The organism is Lysobacter stagni (assembly GCF_030053425.1).
GTDB lineage: Bacteria > Pseudomonadota > Gammaproteobacteria > Xanthomonadales > Xanthomonadaceae > Lysobacter_J > Lysobacter_J stagni.
Genome location: NZ_JASGBI010000001.1, coordinates 1997655 through 2009678 on the forward strand (window position 1 = coordinate 1997655; position 12024 = coordinate 2009678).

Consider the following 12024-nt stretch of genomic DNA (forward strand, 5'->3'; position numbering starts at 1 on the left):
AAGCGCATGTTCCCGCAGCAGGGCGGCGGTTGCCAGTGCAACGGTTGTGCGGCCCGCGGCATTTGCTAGGCTGCGGTGCTCACCCCACCTCCGCCACGATCATGCGCATTCTCCTCGCCCGCCACGGCGAAACACCCTGGAACGCCGAAGGCCGCTATCAGGGCCAGGAAGACATCCCGCTCTCGCCGGTCGGCATCGCCCAGGCGCGCGCGCTGGGCGAACGGCTGCGCGAGGTATCGATCACCCGCGCCGTGGCCTCGCCGCTGGGGCGTGCGCGGCAGACGGCCGAGTTCGCCCTTGGCGAGCGCGACCTGCCGCTGACGCTGGACCCGGGCCTGATGGAAATCGCCCACGGCACGTGGGAAGGGCTGCTGGCCAGCGAGATCCGCGAACGCGATGGCGAACGCCTGCAGGCCTGGCGCGACACGCCGCACGAAGTGCTGATGCCCGAAGGCGAGTCGCTGCAGCACGTGTTCGACCGCGCATGGCCCGCGTTCGCACGCGCCGCCGAAGGGCTGGGCGACAGCGACACGTTGCTGGTCGTCGCCCATGACGCAGTCAACCGCGTGCTGCTGTGCCACGTGCTGGGCATTCCGTTCGCGAAACTGTGGACCTTCCGCCAAGCGCCGACCACGATCAACCTGCTCGAGGGTCCCGACGTCGATCACCTCGACGTGGTGCGCCTGAACGACTGCAGCCACCACACCGCGTTCTTCGGCGAGGCGGTGCATCGCGCGTTGTAAGTCCGCGCGCAGGCGATGAGCGGAATCGAACAGACCCTCGACGATGTCTGCGCGTTGATCGATCGCGTTCCGGACTGTTCCGTCCAGCGCTGTCATCTGGAGTCGGACCGGGCCGTCATCGAGATTGCCGGTGAGCTGCCTGCGTTGATGGCGCTCCAGGAGGTCTGCCTGGCCGCCAACGCGGACATCGAGCCGTGGCTGCGGCGCAATGCGCAGGTACCGGGCGCCGTCGTGCGGCAGACACTATTTCCCCGTGTGACACCGAGGGATCTCATCGACCACGGAAGTCTGCAATTGCTTGGCATTCACCTGGCCTGGGGATTGCACCGCCTCCGCTTGTTGAGCGCGACGGAGGCGAACCGCTTCCTGCAGCGTTGGCGTGCCGGGCTGGTCGAAGGCTGAGGCGGTCGTGCTACCTCGTCGCGCTCATGGCTCCACGACGATGGTGCGACGGATGAAGGCGCGCGCGGCATCGCGATCGCGCGCGGCTTCCGCGCTCACCCAGTCGCGGAAGCTGACGATCTTGCGGCTGTCATGCCGTGCCGCAGGGTAGGTGAACCAGAACGCGCGACCGTCGCTCACGACCAGGTCGTGCGCCGGCACCAGCCGGCCGGCATCCAGTTCGTCGCGGAACAGGATGGGTGAGCCGATCGCGACGCCCTGTCCCGCGACGGCGGCCGCGATGTCCAGGTATTCGGCGGACAGCTGCATGCCGAACCGGCCGGGCGGAATCGTGCCGTCGAAACCCAGCGCGCGATACCACAGCGACCACCAGTCCGGTCGCCCCAGCAACGGCACCGGCAAAGGTTGGTGCGGATCGCGGCCGATGTCCGTCGCCGAGGCGCGCAGCGACGGCGCGCACAGCGGCATGAACAGACTTGGCAGCAGTTCGACCGTATGCAGGCCCGGCCAGCGGCCATGGCCATTGCGGATGGCTGCGTCGTAGCGACCGCCGTTGAGGTCTTCCGCCGCGGCCGACAGGTCCAGTTCGAGCGCGATCTCGGGATGACTCGCGCGGAATCGTCCCAGTCGTGGCGTCAGCCAGCTGGTGGCCAGCGTGGGCAGCGTGGTCAGCGACAGATGGGTTTCGTTGACTTCGGCTGCCTGCACGAAGCTCGCGCGCAGCGCGGCGAAGGCGTTGATGGCTTCGCGCGCGACGATGTCGCCGGAGCGGGTCAGCAGGACGTGGTTGGGGTGGCGCAGGAACAGGGTGACGCCGATCTGCTGCTCCAGGCGGCGCACGTGGTAGCTCACCGAGGCCGCCGTGGTGTCCAGCTCGTGCGCGGCCTTCGAAAAGCTGCCCAGCCGGGCGGCGGCCTCGAAGGCCCGGATGGCCGACAGCGAAGGGAATCGGCGGTCGCTGACCATAAGTGTGGCTGAGTGTGCGACCCGCATTTCGAGTGGTCAACGTGGCACCGCGCTCGCCATGATCGGCCCACGATTCCCGTGTCGAAGGAGCGCCTCTCGTGACAGGACCGTTTCCGCATCGCCCCGACGTCGACCTCGACGCCTGCAATCACGCACGCCGCCAGTTCGTCGGCGCCCTTGCCGGCGTCGCGGCGTCCTCGCTGGTGTTGCCGGCATTCGCGGCCGCGCCGGATGCAACAGGCCTGGCCGCGCACACCCACGATTGGCAGTGGCTGGTCGGAACCTGGGACGTGTGGCACCGGCGCCTGAAGGAGCGGCTGGCGGGAAACGACGACTGGGAGGAGTTCCCCGGCAAGAGCGTGTTCTGGCAGACCCTGGGCGGGCTGGGCAATGTCGACGACAACATCGTCGACATTCCGTCGGGCACGTACCGCGGCCTGAGCATCCGTGCGTTCGACCCAAGCACGGGCAAATGGGCGATCTGGTGGCTGGACAGCCGCGCCGCGACCCGTATCGATCCACCCGTGTTCGGCGCGTTCAAGGACGACAGCGGCACGTTCATCGGACACGACACCTTCAAGGGCCGTCCGATCGTCATGCGCTTTCGCTGGAGCGACGTTCACGGCGCGCGACCGTGGTGGGAACAGGCGTTCTCGCCCGACGACGGCGCCAGCTGGGAGGTGAACTGGCGCAACTACTTCACACGCACGTCGTCGCAGTCGAAACCGCTGCCGAAGCTTGCCGATGCGCCGAAGGACTGGGACTTCCTCGCCGGAAACTGGAAGGTGCGCCATCGTCGCCTGCGCGAACGCCTGGTCGGCAGCGATCAGTGGGACACGTTCGGCGGCACGCTGGTCAACTGGCCCGTGCTCGGTGGCAAGGGCAACGTGAGCGACAACGTGATGGAATTTCCCGGCGGCACGGTGCGCGGTGTCGGCATCCGTGCGTTCGATGACGCGAGCGCGCAATGGTCGAGCTGGTGGCTCGACGGTCGCGAACCGGCGGCCATCGGTGCACCGCTGCGCGGCCGCTTCGTCGATGGCGTCGGCACGTTCGTTGGCGATGAGGCCGTCGGCGGACGCGCGGTGAAGTCGCGCGTGCAGTGGTCGCAGATCACGCCACGTTCGGCGCGCTGGGAGCAATCCAGTTCCGCCGACGGCGGCGCAACGTGGGAGAGCAACTGGGTCAGCGAGTTCACGCGCGTGTGAGTCCACGCCAGGCCGCGCGAGTGTGTCCGCCACGCGGACGCCTGCGCCCGGGCGATGCGGACGGCTGGGCGCCGGGATTCGCGGCCAGGCGGGAGGATGCCTCCACGGCATGGGGCCAAGGGCCAATTCCCCGGTGGATCGACGGCTCCTAACGTTCGGGTCAGAGGTCACCTGTCCGTGGGGTGGTTGGCATGTCCAACCCGCATGACGACAACGGCCAATGCCCGACCGATGTCGACACCGCCTTTCCCGGAATCGCGCTGGAAGACGCGCGCATCGGGCAGCCTTGCATCGTCCGCAACCTCCGCCCGCATGGCACGCATGCGCCGCGCGCCCAGCGCTGCGGCGCGATGAGGTCCGGGAAGGAACATGGCCGTCTCTGATGCGCCCATGCAGCGAGCCGGGCCGCAGCGCGGAGACATCGTCGCCGGGCTGACCGCCGCTGCGGTCGTCATTCCCAAGGCAATGGCCTACGCGACCATCGCGGGGCTTCCGATCGAAGTCGGCCTGTATACGGCCTTCGTTCCGATGCTGGTGTATGCGCTGTTGGGCACGTCGCGTCCGTTGTCGGTCAGCACGACCACGACCATCGCCATCCTCACCGGCGCGGAATTGACGGCCGTGGTGCCCACCGCCGATGCCGGCCAGCTGATCGTGGCCACCGCCACGCTCACGCTCATGGTCGGCGCCATCCTCATCGTCGCGTCGCTGCTGCGACTGGGGTTCGTGGCCAACTTCATCTCGTTGCCGGTGCTGGTGGGCTTCAAGGCCGGCATCGGCGTGGTGATCATCGTCGATCAGTTGCCGAAGCTGCTGGGCCTGCATTTCGAGAAGGGATCGTTCGTCCAGAACATCGGCGAGATCCTGCGCGGGCTGGGCCACATTTCGTGGCCGACGCTGGCGGTGGGGGCGGGCACCATCGTGGCGCTGACGCTGATCGAGCGCCTGCGTCCGCGTTGGCCCGCACCGTTGATCGCGGTGGCCGCCGCGATCGCCGGCGCGGGGCTGTTGGGTTGGCAAAGTCACGGCATCGATCTGGTGGGAACGGTACCCAGCGGCTTTCCACACCTGACGCTGCCCGACCTCACGCTGGCGCAGCAGTTGTGGCCCGGCGCGTGCGGCATCGCGCTGATGAGTTTCACCGAGACCATCGCGGTGGGGCGCGCATTCCAGGCCAGCCACGAACCCTTGCCCCGCGCGAACCGCGAACTGCTCGCCACCGGCGCCGGCAATCTGGCCGGTGCGTTCTTCGGTGCGATGCCGTCCGGCGGCGGCATGTCGCAGACCGCGGTGAACCGCCGCGCTGGTGCGCGGACGCAGATGGCGCAGGTCGTCACCGCGGCCGCGACCGTGGCCACGATGCTGCTGCTCGCACCGCTGATCGGCCTGATGCCGCATGCCACGCTGGCCGCGCTGGTCATCGTCTACTCGATCGGCCTGATCCATCCGGCGGATTTCCGCGACATCCTGCGCGTGCGCCGCACTGAATTCATCTGGGCCGTCGCCGCATTCGCCGGTGTCATGCTGCTGGGCACGTTGAAGGGCATCCTCGTGGCGATCGTGGTCTCGCTGGTCGCACTGGCGCACCAGGCCGCCGACCCGCCCGTGCGAGTGCTGGGCCGCAAGCGCGGCACCCACGTGTACCGCGGCCTCACGCCGGAGCATCCGGACGACGAGACCTTCCCGGGCCTGTTGCTGCTGCGCGTGGAAGGCCGTCTGTTCTTCATGAATGCCGAGCGCGTGGCGGAGAAGGTGCGGCCACTCATCACGGAGCATCGCCCCGACTACGTGGTGTTCGATCTGTCGGGGTTGTTCGACCTGGAGTACTCGGCGCTCAGTGCGCTCGTCGATGCCGAGCGGCGGTACCGCGCCGCCGGCGTGCAGCTGGTGCTCGTCGAGTTGAATCAGGACGTCCTGGCGATGGTCCGCCGCTCCCCGCTCGGTGACGCGCTGGGCGAGCAGTGGATGTTCCAGAACCTGGAGATTGCGGTCGATCGCCTGCAGGCGGACGCCGCTGGAGACGCACGACACGTGGAGCCACCGACATGAAGCAGAGCAAGGCAAGCACCGCAACAATCGCCAGGCCGCGCCCGCCGACCAAGGCCGCCGCGAATAAGGCCAGCGCGAAGAAGGCCAGCGCGAAGAAGCCCAGTGCAAAGAAGGACGCGCCGGGCGCCGAAGAACGCACGCGCATGAAGCGCAGCGATTACGAAGATGAGTTGGAGAAGCTGCACGTGGAGCTGGTGAAGCTGCAGCAGTGGGTGACTGCCAAGGGCCTGAAGGTGTGCGTCGTCTTCGAAGGGCGCGATACCGCGGGCAAGGGCGGCACCATCAAGGCCATCACCGAGCGCGTGAGCGCGCGCGTGTTCCGCGTCGTCGCGCTGCCGGCACCGACGGAGCGCGAGCGCTCCCAGATGTACATCCAGCGCTACGTCCGCTACCTGCCGGCCGCGGGCGAGGTCGTGATCTTCGATCGCAGCTGGTACAACCGCGCCGGCGTGGAGCGGGTGATGGGCTTCGCAGATGAAGCAACGGTGCACACCTTCCTGCAGATCGCGCCGCTGATGGAGAAGGCCATCGTCAAGTCGGGCGTGATCCTGCTCAAGTACTGGCTGGAAGTGAGCGAGGAGGAGCAGGGCCGGCGCCTGAAGGAACGCGCCAACGATGGGCGCAAGATCTGGAAGCTCACGCCGATGGACCTCAAGTCCTACAGCCGGTGGTACGACTATTCGCGTGCGCGCGATGACATGTTCGCCGCCACGGACACCCCGCACGCGCCCTGGTATGTCGCGCGCACCGACGACAAGCGCCGTGGGCGACTCAACATCATCCAGCACCTGCTGGACCACGTTCCCTACGAAGCGATTCCACGCAAGAAGGTGAAGTTTCCCAAACGCCAGAAGCGCGGCGGCTATACGCCGCTGGACCATCCGTACAAGTTCGTCGACGAGCGCTATTGATCAATCCGTGTCGGGGAACGTATGGGCGTGCTGGTAGCGCACCAGATGCACCAGCGCCGTGCACGCGTCGCCGACCACCAGCGGTGCCGGTACGGACAGCATCAGATTCAGCGGCAGGCCGAACTCTTCGATGTTCCATCCGTGCACGTCGAGCACCCCGTCCGGGCCGATCGCCTGCGGGTGCCGCTCGCGGATGCGCTCGGCGAAGCTGCCGTGTTCGGGGATGTAGCCGAACACCGGCTTTCCCTTGGCCACCGCGTAGCCGACCTCGAAACAGGTGCCGCTGTCCGGCTCGGGGCCGCGGAAGAAATCCAGGTTGGCCAGTACGGCATCGGCGCGTTCGATCAGGCCAATGTTGGCGTCGTAGATCCAGGCGGCCCGTTCGCCCGGATCGGTGATGTGCGCCGGCACGTCCTGGTCGAGCGGGAACAGGCCCTCGATGTCGAACTGCGCGCACAGGGCCTTGAGCTCCAGTCCACGCGCGTGCGCGTCGGGGCGGAACACGTCCGGGCCGGCAAGGTAGAGCGAGCGGATCATGCGGACATCCAGTGTGGGGCACGCCATTGTCGGCGGGTTGTACCGGCGTTGCACGTCCGACGATGCGACCGGCGGTGGCGATCCGGGGTGCATCGCAGGCGCGTCGGCGGGCCCGGCGGGCAGGACTTCTGGGACGGGTCCGGGCACCGGCCGCGGCTATAGTGGCGGGCACCATCCCAGCCAGGGGCGTTGCCGTGATCAGGTCCAGCCTTCCGCTCGTCGCTCTGTTAGCCGCCGCCACCACCGCATCGGCCGGTGCGCTTCACGGGATACATCCGGAGGACATCAACCGCAAAGGCGATGCCTGCACCGATTTCTTCGACTACGCCAACGGCGCGTGGCGCCAGCAGAACCCGATTCCCAACTACATGGATCGCTGGAGCCGGCGCTGGCAATCCGGTGAGGTCAACAAGGAGCACGTGCGCGACATCCTGACGGAGCTGTCGGCGAAGACCGACTGGCCCAAGGGCAGCGCGGGCCAGCTGGCCGGCGATTTCTACGCCGCGTGCATGGACGAATCGCAGGTCAACGCGCTGGGCAGCAAGCCGGTGCAGCCGTGGCTGTCGCAGATCGACGCGATCGGCGACAAGGCCGGGTTGCAGGGCATGATCGGAAAACTGCACGACGTCGGGGTGGCCGTGCCGTTCCAGGTCTTCGCCGGCGAAGATGCGCACGACCCCTCCCAGACCATCGCGTACTTCTATGCCGGCGGCCTGGGCATGCCGGACCGCGACTACTACCTCAAGACGGAGCCGCGCTTCGTCGAGGCACGTGCCAAGTACCTCGAACACGTGGCGAAGATGTTCGAGCTGGCCGGTACACCGGCGGCACAGGCCAGGCAGAACGCCGACACCGTGTTCGCCTTCGAGAAGCGCCTGGCGCAGGCCTCGTTCGACAACGTCCAGCTGCGCGATCCCAAGCTGCAGGACAATCCCACCGCATTCGCCGACCTGTCCAAGCTGGCGCCGGGTTTCGACTGGGGACGCTATTTCGATGCGGCGCACATGCCGCGCAATGCGGTCATCGTGACGCAGCCCAAGTTCCTGCAGCAGGTGGACAAGGAACTGGCGACGACGCCGCTGCCGCAGTGGAAGACCTACCTGCAGTGGCACGTGCTCAATACCGCGGCGGATTCGCTCTCGCAGCCGTTCGTCGAGGAGAACTTCGCCTTCAACGGCAAGTACCTCAGCGGCACGACCGAGATCAAGCCGCGCTGGAAGCGTTGCGCGGAAGCCACCGACCAGCAGCTGGGCGAGGCGCTGGGCGCGAAGTACGTCGAGAAGTACTTCCCGCCGGAAGCCAAGGCGCGCATGCAGGAGATGGTGAAGAACATCCTGCTGGCAATGGACGACACCATCCACGAGCTGGACTGGATGGACGAGGCGACCAAGCAGAAGGCGCTGGAGAAGCGCGCGACCTTCTTCCCCAAGCTCGGCTACCCGGACAAGTTCAAGGACTACCAGGGCGTGGTGATCTCGCGCGATTCGTCGTGGGACAACGTCGTCGCGGCCTCGCGCTGGAATGTCGCCGATAACCGCAGCCAGGTCGGCAAGCCGACCGACCGCAGCCGTTGGGGCATGACGCCGCCCACCTCGAATGCGTACTACAACCCGCTGCAGAACGAGATCGTGTTCCCGGCGGGCATCCTGCAGCCGCCCGCGTTCGACGTGAACGCCACCGACGCCGTCAACTACGGCGCGATCGGCGTGGTCATCGGTCACGAGATCAGCCACGGCTTCGACGACCAGGGCGCGCAGTTCGATGCGCAGGGACGCCTGGCCAACTGGTGGACGCCGGAAGACAACAAGCAGTTCCAGGCGAAGGGGCAGTGTGTCGTGGACCAGTTCGAGGGCTACTTCATCGAGCCCAACGTCCACCACAACGGCAAGCTGGTGCTAGGCGAATCCATCGGCGACCTCGCCGGCGCGAAGATCGCCTACCGCGCGTACCTCAAGTCGCGCGAGGGCAAGGGACCGGAGCCGACGCTGGATGGCTTCACGCCCGAACAGCAGTTCTTCCTGGCCTGGGGCCAGTGGCGCGGTGACGAAACGCGCATGGAAACCCAGCGCACCATGATCCAGGGCGACCCGCATCCCATAGCCAAGTACCGCGTCAACGGGCCGCTGTCGAACCTGCCGGCGTTCCGCGCGGCGTTCAACTGCAAGGCGGACGCGCCAATGGTCCGACCGGAAGCCGACCGCTGCGAGGTGTGGTGAGGCGAGCTGGGTAGACGCCGATCGCATCGACCGTCGAAAGCCCGCCATCAGGCGGGCCTTCGCGTGTGGAGTTTCCATGAGGCTTTGGAAACGACCGTTCGCGTCAGGGGCGACCACCGGGATCGATGCTAATGTTCGCTTCCGACCGCATTCGGTCGTTTCGTCGGGCCGCTGGGGAGCGCGCCTGCGACGTTCAGATCTCAGGCCAGGGGAACCCAGTGACGCTTATCGCTCGTCGTTTTGTCATCGTGCTGTGCATGACCGTCCTCAGCGTGGGCTGCACCATCGCCCAGCCCGAACCGGGTGACGTCGCCGTCTACCAGGACCGCCCGTATCTCTTCGGCCACGAAGGCATCCGCCCCGACGTCCTGACGGAAGGTCGTGACGTGACATGGGCGTCCACCACGATCATCTACGTCACCACCGCGCCGCAAACGCTGCACGTGCCGTTCCAGGACCTCTCGTCGATGGACAACATCCTGCTCGACTTCGACACCAGCGTGCAGTTGCGCGTGGTCGATGCGGCCGACACCCTGAAGCGCTTCGGTCCCCGCTGGTGGGAGAACAACGTGGTCTCGCCCTACAACTCGATCGTCCGCAAGGCGGTCAAGTCCGAGAAGATGGCGCAGATGATGTCCGACCCCGTGGCCGCCGAGAAGGTCGATCAGGAAGTGACCGAACAGCTGCGCGCGCTGGTCAAGGCATCCGGCATTCGCGTGGAAGTCATGGCGGTCAACCTGGGCAAGGCCAAGCCGAACGACAACGTGCTGGCACAGATGAACAATACGGCCGCCGAGCAGCAGCGCAACCTGACGCTGGTCGCCGCGACCATCGCCGAGCAGCAGCGCAAGCTGGAGCAGGAAGCCAAGGCCGAAGCCGACAACGCCTACCGCAACCGGATGGGCCTGTCGCCCGAGCAGTATCTTGCGCGCCAGTTGGCCGAGATCCAGGCCGACGCATGCAGGAAGGCGGCCGCGTGCTATCTCGTGCCGCAGGGCACGAACGTCGTCGCCAGGTAGGTTTCAGACGTCAGACCCAAGGGGGCTTGCTTTGAAGCGTTCACTGTCCGTTCTTATCGCGTTCGCAGTGCTGGCATCTCCGCTCGCGCAGGGTGCAAAGCTCAAGGTCAAGACAGACCAGGTCGTGGCGCTGACGCGCTTCCTGGAGGAAAAGCCGCTGGATGAGCGCGCACCTGGAGTTCGTGCGCTTCTCCTGGATTGGGAGGACAAGAGCGAGGATGTCGTGGATTACGTATGTTCCGGCGTGCTCGCCCCAATCCCGGCGGACCATGTTCCCAATTCTTCGGAGTTGCTGGCTCAGTTCATCTTCGGGAGCGCAGCGCACCAGGTTGCCAACCCGGGCGACAAGGGGAAGGTCGTGCCCACTCAACTTGCGGGCATGCGCAGCATGCTCAAGGCGTATGGCGCGTTCCTTGCGGCAGATTCGACAGCGCGTATCCCAAGGTTGGATGAGCTGTCCCGGATGGACAGCGCAGGGACTCTGCCGGAGTACCTCGCGCCCATCGCCGTGAAGGAGTGTGGGCAGGGCTCGTCACCCTGAGGCGCTGGCGGATGTCCGCTTCTGGTCGTTAGCGGTCATGGGGTCAAGGCGGTCGTCGGTCCGGTTTCATTCGTGCCTGTGGGCAAGGAGGCTCGGTTGAAGAAGGTGCTCGCATGTCTGGGCGTGCTCGCCATCTGGCTGCTCGGCTTCCAGGCGATGACGATGGGAGTGTTCAAACCGTCCCCGGGCTGGGCCGTCTTTTCGGTGCTTCCGGCAGCGTTCGCGGCGTGGTACCTGGCAAAGGTGGCAGCGCGGCAATCCCGCGCGGCATCACGGCGACCAGCCTCTCGCAATGCCGACCGGGCGCCGATCTTTCTCTGCGTGCTGATGTTCATTGGGCCGTACCTGTTCGCGAACTGGTTCGTGGGCATGAACCTGGCGCTGGTCACGGGGGAAATGCACCAGCGTCGTGCGATCGTGCACCGATGGGACCCCAACGCACGAGCCTCCCGAAGAGGAGGGCGTTGCGTTCGTGTGGGCGCCATGATCGAGCACCCAAGGAAGATCCCCGTGAACCTGTGTCTCCACACTCGGTATGGCTTTGTGCTCGGCAGCGGGTCGCTCGTCTACCTCCAGACGTACGAGTCGATCATTGGCGATGTGATCGTGCCGAAGATCTATTTCGCACCGATCTTCGATGGTGATCCGGACCGGTAGCAAGCGCGGGTTCCCACTACCCCCCGATCACGTGCACCGTGGGCTGTCCGTCGACCTGGTCGAACCGGATTCGATACACCAGCGTCACCGCCTGCGGGATGCTCTTGCCGCCGTCGCAGCTGGCGTGCGCCCGCTCCTTGTCCTGCACGTTGCGGAAGACACAGCGCAGTGCGGGGTCGAACTTCCAGGTCCTCGCCGCCATTTCCGATGCCGCCAGGAACTCGGGTTCCGCATCCGGGACACAGAACTCCGAGGCCGGCGCCTTGGCAACCGCGATCACGGCGCCCTTCTCGTCGATGCCCACTCTCAGGCACACCGTGCGCGGGGGTAGGTGTTGGCCGAGCAGGTTCTGCGGATAGGTCGGATGGACATTCTTCCGGTCGTCCAGCGGCAACAGGAACGACTCGTTCTCCGCCATCACCAGGCGATTGCCCTGGGCGGCGGTGTCCGCCGCGCGTGCCGGCGTCGGCGTCGCGGCCGTCGTGGTTTGCGCGTGCGCCCATGCGGCATGGCCGCAGAGCACGAATGCGGCACAGCCCAGAGTGATCCGCTTGCTCATCGCTTCTCTCCCATTCGATCGCCTGGCGTGGTTGCACCACCGGCGTGCCCTGCCTGCAAGCAGCCGCTACCCGCCGTATTCAGCCCAACGCAACGGGACGTTCCAATCCGGCCAACCGGGTCCGGTAGCCGGCAAGCGAAGCGTACCTTTGGGGGCTACGGTGGGACGTGAGCGTCGGGCGGCGGCAGGGTGATGTTCGTTTTGGGGGCGAGAGCG

13 protein-coding genes are annotated in these 12024 nt (G+C 66.7%); 10 read left to right on the forward strand and 3 right to left on the reverse strand.

Annotated features, from left to right (window positions below):
- Positions 1-101: 101 nt before the first annotated feature.
- Both QLQ15_RS09185 and QLQ15_RS09190 read left to right on the forward strand, forming a co-directional pair.
- The gene (locus tag QLQ15_RS09185; RefSeq protein WP_283212488.1) at positions 102-743 is read left to right on the forward strand and encodes a histidine phosphatase family protein; all 642 of its coding nucleotides are present in this window, start codon (positions 102-104) and stop codon (positions 741-743) included.
- Between the two features lie 15 nt (positions 744-758).
- On the forward strand, positions 759-1145 hold the full coding sequence (locus tag QLQ15_RS09190; protein WP_283212489.1) for a hypothetical protein: 387 nt from the start codon (positions 759-761) through the stop codon (positions 1143-1145).
- A 24-nt stretch (positions 1146-1169) separates the two neighbouring features.
- On the opposite strand, the gene QLQ15_RS09195 is transcribed toward QLQ15_RS09190, so the two are convergent.
- Complete coding sequence (locus tag QLQ15_RS09195) at positions 1170-2111, reverse strand: LysR substrate-binding domain-containing protein (protein ID WP_283212490.1); 942 nt, start codon at positions 2109-2111, stop codon at positions 1170-1172.
- A 98-nt stretch (positions 2112-2209) separates the two neighbouring features.
- Here QLQ15_RS09195 and QLQ15_RS09200 point away from each other — a divergent pair, with 98 nt between their 5' ends.
- The 4 genes from QLQ15_RS09200 to ppk2 all read left to right on the forward strand — a co-directional run bounded on the left by QLQ15_RS09200 (position 2210) and on the right by ppk2 (position 6279).
- Positions 2210-3319, forward strand: coding sequence for a hypothetical protein (locus QLQ15_RS09200; protein ID WP_283212491.1), 1110 nt, complete (start codon positions 2210-2212; stop codon positions 3317-3319).
- 191 nt (positions 3320-3510) lie between these two features.
- The gene (locus QLQ15_RS09205) at positions 3511-3702 is read left to right on the forward strand and encodes a hypothetical protein (RefSeq protein ID WP_283212492.1); all 192 of its coding nucleotides are present in this window, start codon (positions 3511-3513) and stop codon (positions 3700-3702) included.
- A gap of 7 nt (positions 3703-3709) precedes the next feature.
- Positions 3710-5368, forward strand: coding sequence for a SulP family inorganic anion transporter (locus QLQ15_RS09210; protein WP_283212493.1), 1659 nt, complete (start codon positions 3710-3712; stop codon positions 5366-5368).
- Positions 5365-6279: a polyphosphate kinase 2 gene (gene ppk2, locus QLQ15_RS09215; RefSeq protein WP_283212494.1), complete on the forward strand. Its 915-nt coding sequence runs from the start codon at positions 5365-5367 to the stop codon at positions 6277-6279. Before QLQ15_RS09210 ends, ppk2 begins: the two co-directional genes overlap by 4 nt.
- On the opposite strand, the gene QLQ15_RS09220 is transcribed toward ppk2, so the two are convergent.
- The gene (locus tag QLQ15_RS09220) at positions 6280-6816 is read right to left on the reverse strand and encodes a nucleoside 2-deoxyribosyltransferase (protein ID WP_283212495.1); all 537 of its coding nucleotides are present in this window, start codon (positions 6814-6816) and stop codon (positions 6280-6282) included. It lies immediately after the preceding gene.
- A gap of 194 nt (positions 6817-7010) precedes the next feature.
- Here QLQ15_RS09220 and QLQ15_RS09225 point away from each other — a divergent pair, with 194 nt between their 5' ends.
- From QLQ15_RS09225 to QLQ15_RS09240, 4 genes are all read left to right on the forward strand, one after another.
- Entirely contained in the window at positions 7011-9032 is a 2022-nt protein-coding gene (locus tag QLQ15_RS09225) for a M13 family metallopeptidase (RefSeq protein WP_283212496.1), read from the forward strand.
- Positions 9033-9289: 257 nt separating this feature from the next.
- Positions 9290-10051, forward strand: coding sequence for an SPFH domain-containing protein (locus QLQ15_RS09230; protein WP_283213984.1), 762 nt, complete (start codon positions 9290-9292; stop codon positions 10049-10051).
- Positions 10052-10082: 31 nt separating this feature from the next.
- The gene (locus QLQ15_RS09235; protein WP_283212497.1) at positions 10083-10592 is read left to right on the forward strand and encodes a hypothetical protein; all 510 of its coding nucleotides are present in this window, start codon (positions 10083-10085) and stop codon (positions 10590-10592) included.
- 96 nt (positions 10593-10688) lie between these two features.
- A complete protein-coding gene (locus tag QLQ15_RS09240) occupies positions 10689-11249 on the forward strand; it encodes a hypothetical protein (protein ID WP_283212498.1) in 561 nt (186 codons plus the stop codon).
- 16 nt (positions 11250-11265) lie between these two features.
- Here QLQ15_RS09240 and QLQ15_RS09245 read toward each other — a convergent pair whose 3' ends face one another.
- Entirely contained in the window at positions 11266-11808 is a 543-nt protein-coding gene (locus tag QLQ15_RS09245; RefSeq protein ID WP_283212499.1) for a hypothetical protein, read from the reverse strand.
- Between the last annotated feature and the right edge of the window lie 216 nt (positions 11809-12024).

Excerpts from the sequence above, each read along its gene's own strand:
- QLQ15_RS09195 (WP_283212490.1), bottom strand. The coding sequence starts at position 2,111 with ATGGTCAGCGACCGCCGATTCCCTTCGCTGTCGGCCATCCGGGCCTTC.
- QLQ15_RS09230 (WP_283213984.1), top strand. The coding sequence starts at position 9,290 with ATGACCGTCCTCAGCGTGGGCTGCACCATCGCCCAGCCCGAACCGGGT.
- QLQ15_RS09185 (WP_283212488.1), top strand. The coding sequence starts at position 102 with ATGCGCATTCTCCTCGCCCGCCACGGCGAAACACCCTGGAACGCCGAA.
- ppk2 (WP_283212494.1), top strand. The coding sequence starts at position 5,365 with ATGAAGCAGAGCAAGGCAAGCACCGCAACAATCGCCAGGCCGCGCCCG.
- QLQ15_RS09190 (WP_283212489.1), top strand. The coding sequence starts at position 759 with ATGAGCGGAATCGAACAGACCCTCGACGATGTCTGCGCGTTGATCGAT.
- QLQ15_RS09220 (WP_283212495.1), bottom strand. The coding sequence starts at position 6,816 with ATGATCCGCTCGCTCTACCTTGCCGGCCCGGACGTGTTCCGCCCCGAC.
- QLQ15_RS09205 (WP_283212492.1), top strand. The coding sequence starts at position 3,511 with ATGTCCAACCCGCATGACGACAACGGCCAATGCCCGACCGATGTCGAC.
- QLQ15_RS09210 (WP_283212493.1), top strand. The coding sequence starts at position 3,710 with ATGCAGCGAGCCGGGCCGCAGCGCGGAGACATCGTCGCCGGGCTGACC.
- QLQ15_RS09245 (WP_283212499.1), bottom strand. The coding sequence starts at position 11,808 with ATGAGCAAGCGGATCACTCTGGGCTGTGCCGCATTCGTGCTCTGCGGC.